16 protein-coding genes are annotated in these 17,739 nt (G+C 62.5%); 7 read left to right on the forward strand and 9 right to left on the reverse strand.

From position 1 onward, the window contains the following. Positions 1-19: 19 nt before the first annotated feature. The 7 genes from CPA56_RS09155 to CPA56_RS09185 all read right to left on the reverse strand — a co-directional run bounded on the left by CPA56_RS09155 (position 20) and on the right by CPA56_RS09185 (position 5,863). Positions 20-877, reverse strand: a complete 858-nt coding sequence (locus tag CPA56_RS09155) for an NUDIX hydrolase (protein ID WP_182041717.1) — start codon at positions 875-877, stop codon at positions 20-22. Then, positions 877-2,061, reverse strand: a complete 1,185-nt coding sequence (locus tag CPA56_RS09160) for a hypothetical protein (protein WP_182041718.1) — start codon at positions 2,059-2,061, stop codon at positions 877-879. Before CPA56_RS09160 ends, CPA56_RS09155 begins: the two co-directional genes overlap by 1 nt. Before the next feature lie 228 nt (positions 2,062-2,289). Next, positions 2,290-3,045: a lysophospholipid acyltransferase family protein gene (locus CPA56_RS09165; RefSeq protein ID WP_182041753.1), complete on the reverse strand. Its 756-nt coding sequence runs from the start codon at positions 3,043-3,045 to the stop codon at positions 2,290-2,292. A gap of 69 nt (positions 3,046-3,114) precedes the next feature. Beyond that, positions 3,115-3,783, reverse strand: a complete 669-nt coding sequence (locus CPA56_RS09170) for a YdcF family protein (protein WP_182041719.1) — start codon at positions 3,781-3,783, stop codon at positions 3,115-3,117. Continuing rightward, complete coding sequence (locus CPA56_RS09175; protein WP_182041720.1) at positions 3,780-4,664, reverse strand: hypothetical protein; 885 nt, start codon at positions 4,662-4,664, stop codon at positions 3,780-3,782. The genes CPA56_RS09170 and CPA56_RS09175 overlap by 4 nt, the downstream gene beginning before the upstream one ends. Further along, positions 4,661-5,401 carry an ATP-binding cassette domain-containing protein gene (locus CPA56_RS09180; RefSeq protein ID WP_182041721.1) on the reverse strand — a complete coding sequence of 247 codons (741 nt, stop codon included), beginning with the start codon at positions 5,399-5,401 and terminating at the stop codon, positions 4,661-4,663. The genes CPA56_RS09175 and CPA56_RS09180 overlap by 4 nt, the downstream gene beginning before the upstream one ends. A 27-nt stretch (positions 5,402-5,428) precedes the next feature. Continuing rightward, the gene (locus CPA56_RS09185; protein WP_182041722.1) at positions 5,429-5,863 is read right to left on the reverse strand and encodes a hypothetical protein; all 435 of its coding nucleotides are present in this window, start codon (positions 5,861-5,863) and stop codon (positions 5,429-5,431) included. 126 nt (positions 5,864-5,989) lie between these two features. Between CPA56_RS09185 and CPA56_RS09190 the strand changes: the two genes are divergently transcribed. From CPA56_RS09190 to CPA56_RS09200, 3 genes are all read left to right on the forward strand, one after another. Continuing rightward, the gene (locus CPA56_RS09190) at positions 5,990-7,906 is read left to right on the forward strand and encodes a hybrid sensor histidine kinase/response regulator (RefSeq protein ID WP_182041723.1); all 1,917 of its coding nucleotides are present in this window, start codon (positions 5,990-5,992) and stop codon (positions 7,904-7,906) included. Then, entirely contained in the window at positions 7,903-9,402 is a 1,500-nt protein-coding gene (locus CPA56_RS09195; protein ID WP_182041724.1) for an ATP-binding response regulator, read from the forward strand. Before CPA56_RS09190 ends, CPA56_RS09195 begins: the two co-directional genes overlap by 4 nt. 93 nt (positions 9,403-9,495) lie before the next feature. Then, entirely contained in the window at positions 9,496-9,939 is a 444-nt protein-coding gene (locus CPA56_RS09200) for a SufE family protein (RefSeq protein WP_182041725.1), read from the forward strand. Between the two features lie 111 nt (positions 9,940-10,050). Here the strand turns inward: CPA56_RS09200 and CPA56_RS09205 are convergent, their stop codons facing one another. Beyond that, on the reverse strand, positions 10,051-10,356 hold the full coding sequence (locus tag CPA56_RS09205; protein WP_229707592.1) for a hypothetical protein: 306 nt from the start codon (positions 10,354-10,356) through the stop codon (positions 10,051-10,053). A gap of 224 nt (positions 10,357-10,580) precedes the next feature. After that, complete coding sequence (locus tag CPA56_RS09210) at positions 10,581-13,031, reverse strand: membrane-bound PQQ-dependent dehydrogenase, glucose/quinate/shikimate family (protein ID WP_182041726.1); 2,451 nt, start codon at positions 13,029-13,031, stop codon at positions 10,581-10,583. 374 nt (positions 13,032-13,405) lie between these two features. Here CPA56_RS09210 and rpmI point away from each other — a divergent pair, with 374 nt between their 5' ends. The 4 genes from rpmI to pheT all read left to right on the forward strand — a co-directional run bounded on the left by rpmI (position 13,406) and on the right by pheT (position 17,714). Further along, positions 13,406-13,609, forward strand: coding sequence for a 50S ribosomal protein L35 (gene rpmI / locus CPA56_RS09215; protein WP_043557923.1), 204 nt, complete (start codon positions 13,406-13,408; stop codon positions 13,607-13,609). A 14-nt stretch (positions 13,610-13,623) separates the two neighbouring features. Further along, on the forward strand, positions 13,624-13,977 hold the full coding sequence (gene rplT / locus CPA56_RS09220; protein WP_043557924.1) for a 50S ribosomal protein L20: 354 nt from the start codon (positions 13,624-13,626) through the stop codon (positions 13,975-13,977). Between the two features lie 196 nt (positions 13,978-14,173). Beyond that, positions 14,174-15,244, forward strand: coding sequence for a phenylalanine--tRNA ligase subunit alpha (pheS, locus tag CPA56_RS09225; RefSeq protein ID WP_182041727.1), 1,071 nt, complete (start codon positions 14,174-14,176; stop codon positions 15,242-15,244). A 1-nt stretch (position 15,245) separates the two neighbouring features. After that, complete coding sequence (pheT, locus tag CPA56_RS09230; RefSeq protein WP_182041728.1) at positions 15,246-17,714, forward strand: phenylalanine--tRNA ligase subunit beta; 2,469 nt, start codon at positions 15,246-15,248, stop codon at positions 17,712-17,714. Positions 17,715-17,739 lie beyond the last annotated feature (25 nt).

Here is a 17,739-nt window from a genome sequence, read left to right on the forward strand (position 1 = left end):
AATGTATGTGAAAAATCACCTAAAGGGGTGGTAAGTCAAGCGGCAAAAATGCCGCTCCCAGATAGCAGGAGACCATGGCGGCTGGCCGGAAACGGTACAGTCGGGCGGGACGTCCTACGGTCGGGCGGTCGTAGGTGCCGGTTTCTTCCACAAGCTGTTGATGCAGGACAAGGCGACGGAAGTTGGGTTTGTGCATGAGGCGTCCGGATACCGTTTCCATTGCCTGTTGCAGCTGCAGAAGAGTGAAGGACGTGGGAAGCAGCTCAAAAACGGCTGGACTGTAGCGGGTGCGGGCACGTAGCCGGGACAGGGCCGTGGCCAGCAGGCGGCGGTCATCCTGGTCCGTGTTTTTCTGTTTGGTCGGGCTGCGTGGCACAAGCCCGGATTCCCACAGCAGTTCGTAACGTTCCAGAACACGGGTATCGTCCCAAGGAAGGCCATCCAGCCCAAAGGCCGGGGCGATGCGGCTCTGGCGTTCCTCATTGTCGTCGGCCCATTGCCTGATGGCCGTGATGAACTCGGCCAGCTGCCTGTTGCCACTTTCGTTCCGGCGGTCTTCCCAAGGAAAACGCTGGTAAAGCGAACCGTGACAGGTCTGTGGATGGCTGTGGCTCAGGGCCAGATAGGTGATGTGAATGTGGGGCGTCTGTTCCCGCATGGGAAAGGAGCTGAATGTATAGAGCTGCTCCATGTAACCGATGGGACAGTGCGTCAGGGTTTCCGCCCAATGGCAGAGGCGTTTCTGGAGAGAGTGATGGCTTTCCTCCAGGGGGGGAGTGTCCCGGTCATGGCGCAGCAGGGCAACGTGAGGTGCATCATCGCCCAGTGTCATGAGGACGGTAATCAGGTCTGTCGGGCAAAGGCTCTGCAAGGTCATTAAGGGTGAGGAGCGAGTTGGCGGAAATGGCTGTACAGGGTCTGCAGATGGTTGGATGAAAGCCCCGGTGGAATACCGTGGTCAAGAGGGATGCTGACCGTCAGGGGATGGGAGGAGAGGGACTGCATCCGGGGGCTGGTCATCATGTCGTTCAGGAGCCCCTGCATGGTGACGGGCACGTTGTGCTGGACCCATGAACTCTGGAGCAGATCATGCAGGGGTTCCTGCCAGTTGGTCAGGCTGACAGACAGGACGCCAGAAAAGGTCGGGACATGGAGTTCTCCACCAAGGGAAAGGTGTGGCGGTGGAGTGTCCCGCTCTCCCGGAGCCACCGGATGGATGGTGGCACTGAGTTCATGGATCCTGAGCCGCAACGGAATGTCAGGCCAAGTGGAGGCGGAATGACTGGTTTCAGGCTGCAATCTGAGGACTGGGGTGTCATTGCCGGGAAGCAGGGCAAAAGCGGCATGAATTTGTTCCACCCGAAAATCCTGTAGAAATGAGGAGGGATAGGTCAGCTCCCTGGCCGTGATGGCAGCAGAAAGCAGTGGCCTGTTCCGCAGGACAGGGTCAGGCTGCGACAGGGATTGAGGTGCGAAACGGATGGTCCCGGCAGGATGATCCAGCATGAGGCTGTGTGACAGGCGGGAAGAGGTCAGTTCCAGTATAGCAATGTGAAAATGCGCCCAGTACAGGGGCAACGTGCCGTGGTCATGGCATTTGGCATCTGGTGGACAGGGAAGCCCCTCCTTGCTGATGCGCAGCTTCGCCTTGCGCAGGCGCAGGGTCAGGCTCTCGTCGTTGCGGACCATGCGGAGGATGGTGCTGTCCGGCAGCTGGAGTGGAAGTTCGGTCCGTGTGGTCAGGGAATGTGCCCAATCCAGCCAGTTTCCACCCAGACGGAGTATGGGGGTGGCCCCGACAATGTCAGCTCCGTTGAGATGGGTGTGAAAGGACACGCCGTAAAGCCGCCGCCAGGCCCCGAATGGCCATCCTCTGGCAGAGGTTTCCCGTATGGCCAGGGTTGGGGTGGGACCGTCCGAAGGCAGGGACTGGACGGCCAGATGGGCCAGCTGGTTGGAGAGCAGGGCCTGCGTCCGGAGGTACAGCCCCCAGCTGCCTGCCAGAAAAGCGATGAACAGGCAGGAGATGATCAGGATGAAACGGCGGCTGGGCAGGCTCAAGATTTGTCCCTCACTCTAGAAGAAGGAGAGAAGGGGGGAGCCGTTACTTTGTCCCCAGAAGGTTCTTCACTTTTTGTGGAGTAATCACGCCATAACGGTGACACGCAGTAAAAAGGGAGACCTCCCGCAGGTTCCAGGAAGTATGTTGTATTACAGATGGTTAGGCAGACACACACAGGGCAGCACTTTCATGGTCTATACCTGCGTCTATTTCGTATGGGACAGGAATTACTGGTTACCCTTCTTCACATCCACAGAGTTTTCCACAGCATCATGGGGCAGGTCGTGCTCCTTGCAGAGTGCTTCCCAGGCTCCGCTTATGGCCGGTATGAGATCACGTCCCTTCAGGCTGGCGGCGAGGGGTTTGCCGATGACGACCCGGAGCGTGCCGGGATATTTCCGCCACGGGGAATGCGGCCAGAACAGGCCGGAATTCGTCACCACGGGAAGGATGGGGCAGGTGGCCTGCCGGGCCAGGGCGATGACGCCATTCTGTAGAGGAACCGCCTGACCGGGCTTCGTACGTGTTCCCTGCGGGAATATGATGATCTGCCGTCCGGCTCCCTGTGCCTTTGCCACGGCCTCTATCATGCCCCGTAGGGCCTGGGACCCGCCGGACCGGTCGACAGGGATCATGCCGCTGAGGATGAGCATGGGCCCGACCAGAGGAATGGCCGTCAGTTCCTTCTTGATGACGTAGGCCGGAAGGGAGACGGTGTTCATCCAGATGAAACCGTCAAAGAAGGACTGATGCTGGGAGGCGATCAGGGCGGGACCGTCCGGCAGGTTCTCCTGCCCGCTGATGACGATGCGGATGCCACACAGCTTTTCCAGCCCCCACAGGACGGCCCGGGACCAGAGTTTGGCGTAGGCCAGGGCCGCATCCCGCCGGTTGAGCAGGCGTATGGGAAAGGCGAAGACCCCCATGATGAGGGTCAGAATCAGGAGATACAGGTTGAACAGGGTGCCACGGACGAGACTCATCATAATAGCCTCCTGATGGCGCAGAAACGGCTCACAGGGCAAGGGAAATATGGAGGAGAGCCCCGAAAATCAGGCAGGACCGGGGGAACCCGGAGGGGCTGGACCAGGCCGGAAGCCTTCCTGGGCATGATCCGGCTGATGGAGGACCATGAGGCGGATGAAGGCTCCGATCAGTTTTCCATATTGGCTGAACATCAGCAGCATGGTGTGTGGATGGAAGGGCGTGCTCATGGCAGGGGGCTGCACCCAGTAGGGCGTGAGGTGAAGCTGCGGGGCGATGTCATGGAATTCCAGCAGGGAGCGGCGCATGTGGTATCCCGCCGTGACGAGCACCAGATGATGCAGATGTTTCTGCCGTGCCCATTGTGCCGTTTCCCACGCATTGCCGATCGTGGTGGCGGCCCGGTAGCCAAGGCTGATCTGCCGGGTCAGGCTGGGGGGCAGTGTCGTCGATTTCGTGGCGGCCAGAATGTGGTTCAGCCCCGTATGAGGGGAGACGCCGGAGATCAGGAGCAGACGGTCCGGCCGCTGGCGGAGCAGGGCAAGCCCGGCCTCTATCCGGTTTTCTCCACCGGTCAGGGCGACGATGCCGTCGCAGTCGGCCGGTATGTCGTGCAGGTCGGGTGAGGGGCGCAGTGCATCGGCACAGAAATAGACGAAGCTGCCCACGAGGACCCAGACGGCGATGGTCAGGCTGACAGACAGGAGCGACCAGATGCCAGAGCCTGACAATTTCATGACGGACGGCGTTCCTGTCTGCGGCAGACAAGGTGCACCATGCCCCAGCCCAGCAGGGCCATCAGGCAGGGGGTCAGGATGAACAGCCCCCATAAGGCCGGTGGCAGGAAGGACTGGGGGTAAAGGGCCGGAATGATCCCGGAAAAGGGCGGCAGACGGAGCAGGGGGCGCAGGGCGGAGGTGATGAACACCAGAGAGGGAACCAGCAGGACGATCCCGGCCAGACTGCCGGAGAAGACCATCAGGGCCATCCGTCGGGCCAGAATGTGGTGCAGGGAGGATGTCCTGCCTCCCAAGGCGGGAAGCAGGGCCAGCTGGCCCGTGTTGGCCAGGGCGATGGTACGGGCACCGAGATGGAGCAGGGCCGGTATGACCAGGGCTGCGGCAAATCCGGCGGCCAGCGAGGCGGTGCTGGCCGCATGGCGGAGGCTTTTCAGCAGGGGAGCGAGTTTTGTCAGCTGCGGTGGAGGCGGAATGACCATGGCTTCCGGTGCCTGCTGGTGCACGAAGCTGGTCAGGTCTGCCATGTCCCCATGATGCGTCAGGGAGATGAGCACGGGCAGCGGTCCCTCCCACGGGGGCGACCAGGCGGCCAGGCTGCGCTCGACATCACGTTCCGGCAGGCGGGTGGCCTGAAGGTTGGGGAAAGCGGCCCGGAGTGGCGGGAGAAGGTCACCGGCGGGGTCGGCGGTCCGGCTGTTGCCGGCAGGCGGCAGGGCGATCATGACATGGTCATTCAGTTCACCTTCCCAGTGCCGGACAGCTCCGTCCACGCCGTAGGGAAGGGCCAGGGCGAGGCCAACCAGCCATGTGATGAAGCACAGGCCCAGCAGTAATGGCCACGGGGAAGGCCAGCTTGCCGCACGGGACAGACGTGTCATGGGAGCAGCCCTTTGTCGTCGGGAGAAAGGAAGAGCGGAGCCGTGATGGCGGACTGGGATGGTCCGGGAGGCGGGGATGACGGACTGGCGGCCTGTGGCAGGGAAAGGGCCTGACCGGGCAGGGCGGGTGCTTCCGGCAACGTCCGGGTGGCCAGAAGGGCCGTGGCTCCATTTTTTGTCAGGCCCCGTATGGTCGTCAGGAGACGGTCCTGAAGGGCCGGGCAGAGGGTGAGGGCCGGTTCATCCACGAGGATGACGGATGGCTGGGTGATCAGTGCCCGGGCACAGGCGACCTGAAGGCGCATGGTGTGGCTCAGTCTGTCCGGCAGGAGGCCCGCCTGCGCCTCAAGCTGGAACCAGCGTATGATGGACTCCGTTTCCCTCTGGATGTCGGCCTGACGGACATGAGCCAGCTCCAGCGGAAGGGCGATGTTGTCGGCCACGGTCAGCCGGTTCATGAAAACGGGAGCGGCCTCGATGTAGCCGATGCGCTGCCGGAGCTGTCGCCGTGCTTCCGAGCCGAGACGGGAGCTGGCCTCATGGTTCATGATGGACAGGCTGCTCCCCATGACCGGGCGGCGCAGGGCCACGGTTTCCAGAAGGGCCGTCTTGCCTGCTCCTGCCGGTCCTGTCACCCAGAGGGTCTCACCCCGCTGCAGCCGCACGGTCACGGGCTGGACCCCACCCGGGACAAGGGATGGACTGGTGGGCAGGGGCAGCATCTTCAGGCTAATCATGCACGTATCCGCATGGTCGGAGGGTTGTCAGAGCCTGCGGGCCAGCCATGCCGCTGCGGTGGAGGACGCCGCCGCCAGGGCCATGAGAAGCAGGCCGTCACTGATGAGGCCATGCGGGGTGAGCAGGTGCCCGGCAACGACAAGCTGGTCGGGAATGGTGTGTGAGATGTGGTTGACGATGTCATGCGTCTGCTGGTCCTCGGTCAGCGAGCCGAGATTGGCGGTGGCCAGGCTGATGAGGTGTGGCAACAGTGCCCACCCCGCCCCGAGGATGAGCAGGATGGGAGCGAAAAGTTCCGTCAGCTGGATGAGGAAACTGAAAGCGAAATGGGCGAGGACCCAGATCAGGTTGAGCAGGACCCGCCCCATGACGAAGCCGCCCTGCTGGTGAGGCCGGGTGCCCGAAAGCAGACGCTCGCTCCGGGCGGAGGAGGAATGGGCGGAAGAGGGCGATGTATCCATGAAACTTTCAGACCTTCCTGTAAGACAATCGTACCGGCAATGGCGTAGAAGGGAGGAAGAAAGGCAGGGCCGGAGGTCTCCCTGTTCTGCTCCCTTCCTTCTGCACCTAGCTTCAAGAGAGGCGTAATGCAAATCTTGCCCACGCTGGACGAAAAAGATGTCCACATCCTTCTTCTGGACCCGGCAGGGCCGGACCACAGCCAGGTGTGCCGGTTGCTGTGCAGCGAGGGGATGGATGTCGTCTGCCGCCAGAGTGCCGAGGTCATGCTGGAGGTGCTGGAGGCTCACTGTCGGGAGAAGAGGGTGGACATGGTCATCTGTTGCACCCTCCAGAAGGGCATGAGTGCCGGGCAGTTCGTCCGGCGGGCCAAGGCGACTCCTGCCATGCAGGATGTCCCCGTGCTGATGCTGACGGAAGACACCTCCCCGAGGGTGGAGCTGGACTGCTTCGAATGTGGGGCGGATGCCTATCTGTCCAGCTCCGCCCATTCCGACCTGCTGCTGCTGCGGATACGCACCATGCTGCATCTGGCGGAGGAGAAGCGGCATCTGCATCCCCAGTGGCATGCGAGGCGGGCCAGGGTCGTCATCGTCCGGGCTCCCGAAGATGAGACCCTGCTGGATTTCTGGAATGATCCTAGCGTCGAGACTTACGACAGGGGTGACGATGGCGTGGAGGATGCCGGTCTGGGCGAACTGCTCTGGCGAGACGGTCACACCGTGACCTCCGTCACGCGCTCCAGTGACCTGCTGAATGGCAGCTGGCTGACAGGGTCCGACGGACCGGACTGCATCGTGCTGGAGGACATTCGGGACAATGAGGCGGATCTGGCCTTCTGCCGACGTCTGGACCAGCGTCGCCATGCTTTGAGGGCACAGGGTGGCATCCCGTTCCGCATTTTGGGCATCATACAGGCGGAGCGTTTCCGTGGGGAATCCTGCGTGGCCTTTCTGGAAACGGGGCTGGAAGACCTCGTCCCCAGTGACATGACGCCGGTGGTGCTGGCCCTGCGCATCCGGGCCATGGTCCGGCGGCGGCGTGAGAACGAGGCGTTCCGTCAGCGCGAGATGGAACGGCAGCAGTCCGCCCTGGCCCTGGAGGCGGCACAGGCGCAGGCCTCGCTGGCGGATGCTCTGGCCCGGGCCAACCGTGAGCTGGCGCAGATGAACGAGGAGCTGGTCCAGACGCAGGCCAGGCTTGTCCAGACGGCCAAGATGGCTTCACTTGGTGAGCTGGTGGCGGGCATCGCCCATGAGATCAACAACCCTCTGGCCTTCACGCTGGGCCATGCGGATACGGTCGAGCGGTGCCTGCGCTGGATGGAAAAGACCGTGCAGGATGAGGGCGGCCAGGCCCGCATCGAGCGGGCCGTGGCCCGTCTGGCGGCGATGAAGACGGGACTGGGGCGGATCCGGGACCTGGTCGTGCGGCTGCGCCGTTTCTCCCGGCTGGAAGAAGGGCATTGGTGCATGGTGGATGCAGGCGAGGCCATAGAGATGGGGCTGGCCCTGGTCAGCCACCGGCTGAGCCGGGACATCACGGTGGAATGCCAGCTTGAGGCCCCCAGGCAGCTGATCTGTCAGGAAACGCTGTTCCATCAGGCGGTCATGAATCTCATCGCCAATGCGGCGGATGCCCTGAACGATGCCCGGCAGGACGGCCCCCTGAACCACGGGGGGCTGATACGGATTGCGACCCGTCTTTATGATGATGTTTACGAAATTACGGTAAGCGACAATGGCCCGGGAATAAGCGAGGCGATCCGCCCCTGGATTTTCGATCCCTTCTTCACCACCAAGGCGCAGGGCGAAGGGACCGGGCTGGGGCTTTCGATCGTTCATGGCATCGTGCGGGCACATGGTGGAACGATTGACGTCACCGATGCGTGCGAGGCTGTGGAAACCCCGTCGGGAGAATGGCAGGCTGGTGTCGGGCGTGGTGCACATTTTGTGATTCGCCTTCCCGTGCACGAGACGGCAGAAGGGTGGGCTGTGCGGGAGCCTGGACGGCACAGGGCACAGGAGGAAGTAAAAACGGCATGAACGAGCCTTACAGTATCGAGGCCCAACCTTGCGTTCTTCTGGTGGATGATGAGGAGGAAATTCTTGTCGCTCTCGGTGATCTTCTGGAGGAAAGCTGCACGCTGCTGAAAGCGTCGGACCCGTGCAGTGCTCTTGCGCTGCTGGAGGCGCATCCCGAGGTTTCCGTCATCATTTCCGACCAGCGCATGCCGGGGATGACCGGGGACCAGTTCCTTACCCGGGCCAGTGCCCTTTCCGATGCCCGGTCCATCCTGATGACGGGCTATGCCGATCTGGATGCCGTCGTGGCTGCCCTCAATCATGGCAAGATCGTCGCCTATGTCCACAAGCCGTGGGATGCGGACCACGTGCTCTGCCTCGTACATGAGGCTCACAGGACATGGCAGGCACAGCGTGCCCTGAAGGTCGAGCAGGCCCTGCTGCATGGCCTCATGAAGAGCCTGCCGTTCGGGCTTGTCTTTTCCGATGCGCAGGGCCGGTGCATACGCAGCAACCGGACCTGTCAGGGGGAAGATGAGAGCGGGCATTATGCGCCCAGCCTGAAGCCGGTGATCGCCCGGCTGAGGGAAAAGGTCTGGCGTGAAGGACAGGCCGAGGAACTGCTGGAGGTCACGGACGAGGAAGGGCAGAGTTCGTGGCATGAGATTGTCCGCATGGCCCTGAAATGGCCGGAGGGCGTGCCCCTGTCCGGGGCGTGGCAGGTCAGCATGGACCGTGACGTGACCCGGCGTGTCCTGTTGGAAAATCGCCTCAACCGGGGCGAGAGGCTGGAGGCCCTCGGGCGGCTTGCCGGTGGCGTGGCGCATGACTTCAACAACCTGCTCACGATTCTGGGGAACTGTCTGGAGGCCCTGTCCGGTCGGGTGCAGGGGGATGGGCAGGCCCGGGCCATGCAGCAGAAATGGATCGACCGGGCGATGGAGACGGTGGACCGTGGTGAGGGGCTGACCCGCCGCCTGCTCCAGTTTGGCCGGGCCGGGAAGGGGGGCAGAACGGGGGAACCGTTTGACATCGGTCCCTTCCTGAAGGAGCGGGCCAGCCTCTTCCGGCAGGGTTTCTATGGGGCGGTTCCGGCCATCCGCTTCGTGCTGGAGCTGCCGGATGAAGGGCCGTTTCTGGTCCTGACCTGTCTGGAGCAGCTGGAGATGGCCCTGCTCAATCTCTGTGTGAATGCCCGTGACGCCATGCCGCACGGGGGGACCGTCACGCTGGCGGCCCGTCGTGTGGCCCATGCCCTGCCCGCCGCCCCTCCGGACTGTGAACAGGAGCAGGCCCTGGCTCTGGAGGTCCGGGATGAGGGTGAGGGCATGAGCGAAGAGGTGCAGAAACACATCTTCGAACCGTTCTTCACGACCAAGCAGCCGGGCAAGGGGACCGGGCTGGGGCTGGCCGGGATTTACAGCTTCGTGCTGGCCCACCATGGGGACGTGGCCGTCGAGAGTGCCCCTGGTCAGGGCACGGTCATGCGTCTTCTGTTACCCCTGCTGAGAGGCTGAGGCAGGGACATTCTGGAGGGGAACGGTTCCCATTTCATGTGGTCCGGGTATGATGGGGACGCCTTGATAGACAACGGAAGAAAAGGTGAGGGCATGGCCGAGACGACATCCTGTTTTGTTCAGCCACAGGAAGGTGAGGCAGCGCAGGCCATTGAGGCCATCGGTGACGAGCTGTCTCTCTTTGACGACTGGATGGAACGGTACCAGTACATCATCGAGCTGGGGCGTAAACTTCCAGCCTTCCCGCAGGACTGGCAGGACGATGGTCACAGGGTTCCCGGCTGCCAGAGCCAGGTCTGGCTTGAGGCCGAGGAGAGGGACGGGCGGCTGTTCTTCGCAGGGGCGTCTGATGCCGCCATCGTTCAGGGGCTGGTTGCGCTCCTGCTGCGGGTCTATTCCGGCCGGACACGGGATGAGATCATGGCGACGGACCCCGTTTTCCTGCATGATCTCGGGCTGGTGAAAGCCCTGTCGGCCAATCGAGGGAATGGCGTGGAGGCGATGGCGAAGGCCATCCGGCAGCGGGCCTCTTTCTGACAGACGGAAAATACGAAAAAGCCCCTCCGTGATGGAAAACGGAGGGGCTTTTTTTATGGGGCCGTTCCATCAGCCTCCCGCTGGAAGGGATGGAATGGTCGCCGCCTGTCCTCAGTGCGTGGCTGCTGCGGCAGGGGCGGAATCGGTGGAGGCCGGCATGTCGGACTTCATCGGGTTGGAGCTGTCCTTCACGGTGTCGGCAGCCTTGTCAGCAGGTTTGGCATCCTGGGTGCCGCACTTGGCGAACTTGCCGTTCTTGTCACGGCAGGGCTTGGCCTTGGGCTTTTCACATTTTGCGAACTGGCCCTTTTCGTTACGGCAGTGGTGGGCCTTGCCATGAGACGGTGCGGCAAAAGCCACCTGACTGGTCAGGGCACTGGCGATGAGGGCGAACGTGGCCATGCGGCGGAGCATCATGGGATCTTCCTTCTATGAAATGGGGGCAAACAGCCTGACGCTCATTTTATACGGAAGCCCTCCCCGGCGATAGTGAAGTCTGCGTCATTTTTCAATAATCACAGCCATCTATTACCGTGTGTTATGATTCCGCTCCAGTAGGCGGAAAATAGGATTATGAAAAAAGGGGAGGCCCTGTCCGGGCACTCCCCTCCTTTACTTTGTGATAAATCTTTTTCAGATCATCACTTTTGTTCATCCTTTTCCGGCAGGGCATAGGCGATCAGATAATCACCCATCCGGCTCAGGAAGGAGCCATGCCCACCGGCATAGGTCACGATGTACTGGCGACCGTTGATGCTGTAGGTCATCGGCGCAGACTGTGCTCCGGCAGGGAGACGGTCTTTCCAGATGACATGACCGGTCGTCAGGTCATAGGCCCGGATGTAGTAGTCCTGCGTGGAGGTCAGGAAAGCCACGTTTCCAGCCGTTGCCAGCGGGCCACCAAGGCTCGGGACACCGATCTTGACGGGCGGCAGCTCGATCGGCAGGGACGAGCCGTGCAGGGAGTCACGCAGCGTACCGTTGCGGTGCTGCCAGACGACCTTGTTTGTCCGCAGGTCGATTCCGGCCACGGCACCCCACGGCGGCGTGCGGCACGGCAGGAAAAGGCCGACCTTGGCCAGCAGCGGGTCCAGGAAGGGATGCAGGTTGACGGCGTACGGGATGCCGTAATTCGGCTGGAGACCCGTCTCACCGCCGCTGCCACCCTTGTCACCATTCGGGTCGGGCCAGCGCGGGTTGCCCGGGCCACGGGGAACCAGAGTGGAGACGAACGGAATGGAGATGGGGTTGGAGAAGGCTATCTGGCGGCGAGGATCAACCGCAAGGCCGCCCCACTCGAACATGCCCAGATCGCCCGGGAAGACCAGCGTGCCCTGCGTGGAAGGCGGCGTGAAGGGGCCTTCATAGCGCAGGCTGTGGAAGTACACGCTGCACACCATCTGGTCGAGGATCGTGGCCCCCCAGATGTCACGGTCGGACAGCGGGTCCTTCGGACGCATGGTCAGCTGGGAGTGAGGCTGGGTCGGGCTCGTGTGGTCACCCGTAGCCGCACCGCCAGGTGCCGGCAGCTCCGGTGCCGGAACGATCGGCTTGCCCGTGCGACGGTCCAGGACGAAGATGTCACCGCTCTTGGTCGGGATGTAGATGGCCGGAACCAGGCTGCCATCCTTCTGGGTGATGTCCACAAGGTTGGGCTGTGCGGAGGCATCCATGTCCCAGAGGTCATGATGGACGGTCTGGTAGAACCAGACGAGCTTGCCCGTGTCCGCATTCAGGGCGACGACACCCGGCGGATAGCGTTCGGCGTCCTTGTCACGGTAGCCACCCCACTGGTCAGGCGTGCCAACCCCCATGGGGATGTACACCATGTTCAGGTTCTTGTCGTAAGACGAGACGGACCAGGAGTTCGGGGAGTTCGGGTGGAAATGCGGATGCTCTTCGCTCGGCATTTCGTTCGGATCAGGGTTGGCGGCGTCAAACACCCAGACAAGCTTGCCCGTGTAGACGTCGTAGGCCCGTGTCGCTCCGGAAGGCTGATGGACGGAGCCGTTGTCCTTCACCGCACTGTTGACGATGATCAGCTTGTCCGTAATGACCGGCGGGGATGTCGGCGCATACTCACCAGCCGTCGTGTAAGGCTGATGGGAGAAGCGCAGGTCCACCTGGCCATTGTCGCCGAAGCCCTGGCAGGCCTTGCCTGTCTGTGCGTCGATCTCGACCATGCGGCCGTCATTGACCATGGCGATGATGCGCTTTGCGCAGTCCGTCGTGGTGACGGGCTGGCCGCTGCTGTCAACGGCATTGTCCGGCGTCGTGTGGGCACTGACGCCACGGCATGTCAGGTGCTGGAAGCCCGGATTGACGTTCACCTTGGGGTCGAACACCCATTTCGTCTTCCCGGTCGTGGCATCGACGGCGAAAACCTTCTGATGCAGGGAGCAGAAATAGAGGGTGTTGTCGAACTCGAGCGGCGTGGCCTCGTTGGTGGCCTCACCCGGATCGCGGGACTTGTCCGGCAGGTCGCCGGTCCGCATGACCCAGGCAACCTTCAGCTTGTTGACGTTCTGGCTGTTGATCTGGGCTAGGGGAGACCAGTGGTTGCCGTCCTGCGTACGGGCGTAGGAGGTCCAGTCACCGTCCGGAACGTTCTCCGGATTGGCCGGGCTGGCATTGACCTGCTCGGTGGGCAGGGAGCCGCTCACGTCATACGGATCGAGGAAGGCGGAAACGATCAGTGCCAGGGCACCGAGGATCACGCCAGCACCCAGGGGGATGGTGGCCAGCCGGTTGGCGGCCAGCGCACGGCGGATGAAGGGCAGCAGAAGCACGATGCCGATGACGAGGACGACATCAAGCCGGGGCACGAGGCTCCAGAAGTTGAGTCCCACGATGCAGAGTGCCCAGATGAGCGTGCCCAGAAGCACGACTGCATAGGTGGCGACGCCGATCGGCTTCCGCTGATGGACGAAGAACGCGCTGAGCAGTATGCCCAGCCCGCTGATGAGATAGTAGAGGGGGCCGCCTTCGCTGATGGAATAGATACCACCAGCAACCAGCAGCAGGCCGACAATTGCCATGAGGATGGCAACCAGCGAGACCCAGATTCCCCCCGCACGGGAAATGGAGGACATGGATAAGCCTCAGTGTTGTTAAACTCGATCACTCATTCAAGTGCGACCCCGGCAGGGCAGTCCTGCAACGGATGATGATCTACTGTCTTTAAGCACAGGGAAGGGGCTGCCGGTCAAGCATCTGCGATCAATAAATTCGGACCGGATGAGTGCTCCTGCTATCATATTCACGGTGATGTGACCGCAAGGCCCGCAGGATGGGGGCTGTGGAAAAACATGTGGCCATGATGTGCTTTTTGCTTGAGGCATGACGGTGTTGTCCCTATAAGCCTCCCAGGTTGTGCACGCGCCCGGGCCGTATGATGTGGCATGCCCGGCCGTGCGGTCCTTTTTCCTGCGAGGGAGAGGGGACTTCAGAACTGAAGGAGATGAAAATGCCCAAGTTGAAGACGAAGTCTTCGGTCAAGAAGCGGTTCAAGATCACTGCGACTGGCAAGGTGACCTGTGGTCCCGGCAACAAACGCCATGGCCTGATTAACCGCCCGCAGAAGATGAAGCGTAGCAACCGTGGTCCGCAGACGATGACGGACATGGATGCCCGTACCGTCAAGCAGTGGGCACCCTACGGGCTGTCGTAAGGAGTTAAGAAACCATGGCACGTGTCAAACGGGGTACGACCACCCACGCCCGTCACAAGAAGGTCCTTGATCTGGCCAAAGGCTATCGCGGGCGTTCTTCCACAAACTATCGCATCGCTCTGGAACGCGTCGAGAAGGCACTGCGTTATGCCTATCGCGACCGCCGCAACAAGAAGCGTGATTTCCGCTCCCTGTGGATCCAGCGCATCAGCGCAGCCGTGCGTGAGCATGGCCTGACCTACAGCCGTTTCATCAACGGTCTGAACAAGGCCGGTATCGAGATCGACCGTAAGGTTCTGGCTGCCATCGCCTATGACGATGCAGCGGCCTTTGCCGAGATCGTGCGCAAGGCTCAGGCAGCCCTGTAAGGGGAGCCCTCATGCTTCATGGTCTGGTCCTGACGGGCCGTGAGGAATGGGACTGATGATTGGCGGGCTGTTCTGGCAACGGAGCAGCCCGTTTTTCTTTGAGGCTGCTTCAGAAACGTTTCAGAAACCGGGCTTCCAGGGCACCGGGGCAGGAAGCGTTCCTGAAACAGGCTCATGAGATGATGGAAGACAGGCTATGGCCAATGACCTCGACACTCTGAAGGATGAGACACTGGCGGCCCTAAAACAGGCCAGTACCCATGGGGAATGGGATGCTGTCCGTGTGGGGACGCTGGGACGCTCAGGCAAACTGACCGGCCTGCTCCGGCAGCTTGGCTCGTTCCCGCATGAGGAGCGGAAAGAGCGGGGCCAGGCCCTCAACCGCCTGCGTGACGAGCTGACGGCCCTGATCGAGCAGCGTGGCAGGGAGATCGAGGAGCTGGCCCTCCAGCAGCGTCTGGCGGAGGAGACGGTGGACATTACCCAGCCTCCCGCCCCGGCACCGGCCGGTCTCATCCATCCCGTCAGCCGGACGATCGAGGAAATCACGACCATCTTCGGGGCGATGGATTTTCATGTGGCGGAAGGGCCGGACATTGAAAGCCAGTGGCACAATTTTTCCGCCCTGAACACGCCGGAACATCATCCGGCCCGGACGGAGCAGGACACGTTCTACCTTCCGGCAGCCGGAGAAGGCGAGGACCTGCGGGTGCTGCGGACGCAGACATCCGGCGTGCAGGTCCGCACCATGCTGGGTGAGAAGCCCCCCATCCGCATCATCGCACCGGGCCGGACCTACCGGGCCGATCATGACGCCACCCATTCCCCCATGTTCCACCAGTGCGAGGGGCTGGTCATCGAGAAAGGCATCACGCTGGGCCATCTGAAGGGCTGCCTGACCGAATTCCTGCGGGCCTTTTTTGGTCAGCCGGACCTGCCTGTCCGGTTCCGTGCCTCCTACTTCCCCTTTACCGAACCATCCATGGAAATTGACATCGGCTGGTCCCGGGAGACGGGCGTGATCGGTGCCGGGGCGGACTGGCTGGAAGTGCTGGGAGCCGGCATGGTCCATGCCCGGGTGCTGAGCAACTGCGGGCTGGACCCGGCAGAGTGGCAGGGTTTCGCCTTCGGCATGGGGATCGAACGTCTGGCCATGCTGAAGAATGGCATCACGGACCTGCGGTCCTTCTATGAAAGTGACCTGCGCTGGCTGCGTCATTACGGTTTTCCATCACTGTCCCCGGCAACGCTGACGGAGGGTTTCTGACATGAAATTTTCACTCTCATGGCTGCGGGATCACCTCGATTTTACCGCCTCTCTGGACGAGATCTGCACGACGCTGAACCGCATCGGCCTTGAGGTCGAGAGCGTGGATGACCCGACGGAACGTCTGGCCGGATTCCGTACGGCAAAGATTCTGGAGGCTTCCCCCCATCCGGATGCAGACCGCCTTCAGCTCTGCCGTGTCTCGGCCGGTCAGGGCTTCGAGGACGTTCAGGTCGTCTGTGGTGCGCCGAATGCCCGCACGGGGCTGCATGTCATTTTCGCTCCGCCGGGGACCTACATTCCCGGCAGTGACATGACGATCAAGCCCGGCAAAATTCGGGGACAGGCCAGCAACGGGATGCTCTGCTCCCTGCGGGAGCTCGGGATCGGTGAGGAGTCCAATGGCATTGCCGAACTGCCCGACGGTTCTCCGCTGGGTGAGGATTATGTCCGCCATGCCCGGCTGGATGATCCCGTCATCGAGATTGCCATCACGCCCAACCGTGGCGATGCGCTGAGCGTCCGGGGCATTGCCCGTGACCTCGCCGCTGCGGGGCTGGGCACCCTGAAGCCGTGGCTGACGGAGACGGTGGAAGGGCAGGGTGAAAGCCCGATCCGGTGGGAGATCTGTCACCCGGCCTGCCGTTATGTTACGGGGAGGCTGATCCGTGGCGTGAAGAATGGCCCCAGCCCGGCCTGGCTGAAGCGTCGTCTGGAGAGCGTGGGGCTGCGGCCGCAGTCCGCCCTGGTGGATGTGACCAACTACCTGATGATGCACATTGGGCGGCCGCTGCATGTTTTTGATGCCGCCCGCCTGACCGGTGACAGGCTCTCCCTGACCTCCGGCACGGGAGAGCATTTCCGTGCGCTGGATGGGCAGGAGCTGGTTCTGGGCACGGATGATCTCGTCATTGCGGATGAGGCCGGGGTGCAGTCTCTGGCGGGCATCATTGGCGGTGAGGCCAGTGCAGTGACTGATGAGACGGTCGATGTCTTCGTGGAGTCCGCCCTGTTCGACCCGGTGCGCATCGCCCTGACAGGCCGCCGCCTTGGGGTGCAGACGGATGCCCGTTACCGTTTCGAGCGTGGCGTGGATCAGGCTCTCGTCCGTTCAGGTCTGGAAGCCGCCACGGCCCTGATCGTGGAGCTGTGTGGCGGTACGCCAAGTGAGGTGACCGAGGCGGGGGCGGAACCGGCATGGCAGAGAACCGCCAGCCTGCGTTTCGAGCGTCTGGCCTCGCTGGGTGGTCTGGAGATTGAGGCGGACAGGGCCGTGGACATCCTCGAGGCCCTGGGGTTTGAGGTGCAGGAGCGCACGGCAGAGAAGGCCGTGTTCTCCGTGCCGTCATGGCGGAATGACGTGGCGGCAGGGCATGGTCTGGCACAGGCTGTCACGCTCGATGCTGCTGTGGCCGAACGGGCTGCCGCCAGTGTGGAGGTCATGGAAGCCGAGGCCGATCTGGTCGAGGAGGTTCTGCGCATCCGTGGTCTGGATGAGGTTCCGGCCCTGTCCCTGCCACGTGCCCATATGGTGCCTGCTCCGGCGGTGACACCACAGCAGGCCCGGGCAGCCCTTCTGCGCCGCCTGTGTGCGGGGCGTGGCCTGATGGAAACTGTTGGTTTCTCCTTCGTGTCCGATCAGGATGCGGCCCTGTTTGAAGAGGGACGGGAGCAGGACCGGCTGCTGAACCCGATTGCAACGGACCTGAACCAGCTGCGGCCGACACCGGTCATCAATCTGCTGCGTGCGTTGGGGCGGAATCTGGCTCATGGGCAGGGCTTCAGCGGGGATGCCTCCTTCTTCGAGCTTGGCCCCTGCTTCGGGCAGCAGGGCACCCGTATGGTGCTGGCGGGCGTGCGGGGAGGCGTCACCCTCCGTGCGCCGGGTCAGGCGGCCGAGGAACCGTCATGGATGGATGCCAAGGCCGACCTGATGGCGGCTCTTGTGGCTCTTGGTGTGGCCGAGGCGTCCCTGAGCAGCACACCGGACGCACCGGGTTATTATCATCCTGGGCGTTCCGGTGTCGTACGACAGGGGCCCAAGCTGGTGCTGGGCAGTTTCGGTGAGCTGCACCCCCGTGTGGCCCGTCACTTTGGCCTGAGCGGTACGGTGGCACTCTTTGAGGTCACGCTGGACAGGGTCCCGCTGCCCAAGGTGAAACGGAAAGCTCCGCCGGTTCTGTCGGCACTTCAGCCCGTGCGTCGTGATTTCGCTTTCCTGGCTGATGAAAAGGTGCAGATACAGGATGTGCTGAAGGCTGTCCGGATGGCAGACCGGAAGCTGATCACGGACGTGCGTCTCTTCGACATTTTTGAGGGCAGTTCAGTTCCGGCCGGGCATCGCTCCCTTGGTGTGGAGGTGACCCTCCAGCCGCAGAAGGACAGCCTGACCGATGCGCAGCTTGACGCCCTGATGGCAGCGGTGGAAAGTGCCGTCCAGAAAGCCACGGGGGCAACGCTGCGCCGTTGATCCTCAGATAACTGCAAGACGAAGG

This window comes from Bombella mellum, assembly GCF_014048465.1.
Lineage (GTDB): Bacteria > Pseudomonadota > Alphaproteobacteria > Acetobacterales > Acetobacteraceae > Bombella > Bombella mellum.

Excerpts from the sequence above, each read along its gene's own strand:
- CPA56_RS09155 (WP_182041717.1), bottom strand. The coding sequence starts at position 877 with ATGACCTTGCAGAGCCTTTGCCCGACAGACCTGATTACCGTCCTCATG.
- CPA56_RS09190 (WP_182041723.1), top strand. The coding sequence starts at position 5,990 with ATGCAAATCTTGCCCACGCTGGACGAAAAAGATGTCCACATCCTTCTT.
- CPA56_RS09180 (WP_182041721.1), bottom strand. The coding sequence starts at position 5,401 with ATGATTAGCCTGAAGATGCTGCCCCTGCCCACCAGTCCATCCCTTGTC.
- CPA56_RS09200 (WP_182041725.1), top strand. The coding sequence starts at position 9,496 with ATGGCCGAGACGACATCCTGTTTTGTTCAGCCACAGGAAGGTGAGGCA.
- CPA56_RS09170 (WP_182041719.1), bottom strand. The coding sequence starts at position 3,783 with ATGAAATTGTCAGGCTCTGGCATCTGGTCGCTCCTGTCTGTCAGCCTG.
- CPA56_RS09165 (WP_182041753.1), bottom strand. The coding sequence starts at position 3,045 with ATGAGTCTCGTCCGTGGCACCCTGTTCAACCTGTATCTCCTGATTCTG.
- CPA56_RS09205 (WP_229707592.1), bottom strand. The coding sequence starts at position 10,356 with ATGATGCTCCGCCGCATGGCCACGTTCGCCCTCATCGCCAGTGCCCTG.
- rplT (WP_043557924.1), top strand. The coding sequence starts at position 13,624 with ATGGCACGTGTCAAACGGGGTACGACCACCCACGCCCGTCACAAGAAG.
- CPA56_RS09210 (WP_182041726.1), bottom strand. The coding sequence starts at position 13,031 with ATGTCCTCCATTTCCCGTGCGGGGGGAATCTGGGTCTCGCTGGTTGCC.
- CPA56_RS09175 (WP_182041720.1), bottom strand. The coding sequence starts at position 4,664 with ATGACACGTCTGTCCCGTGCGGCAAGCTGGCCTTCCCCGTGGCCATTA.
- CPA56_RS09195 (WP_182041724.1), top strand. The coding sequence starts at position 7,903 with ATGAACGAGCCTTACAGTATCGAGGCCCAACCTTGCGTTCTTCTGGTG.
- pheT (WP_182041728.1), top strand. The coding sequence starts at position 15,246 with ATGAAATTTTCACTCTCATGGCTGCGGGATCACCTCGATTTTACCGCC.
- rpmI (WP_043557923.1), top strand. The coding sequence starts at position 13,406 with ATGCCCAAGTTGAAGACGAAGTCTTCGGTCAAGAAGCGGTTCAAGATC.
- CPA56_RS09185 (WP_182041722.1), bottom strand. The coding sequence starts at position 5,863 with ATGGATACATCGCCCTCTTCCGCCCATTCCTCCTCCGCCCGGAGCGAG.
- pheS (WP_182041727.1), top strand. The coding sequence starts at position 14,174 with ATGGCCAATGACCTCGACACTCTGAAGGATGAGACACTGGCGGCCCTA.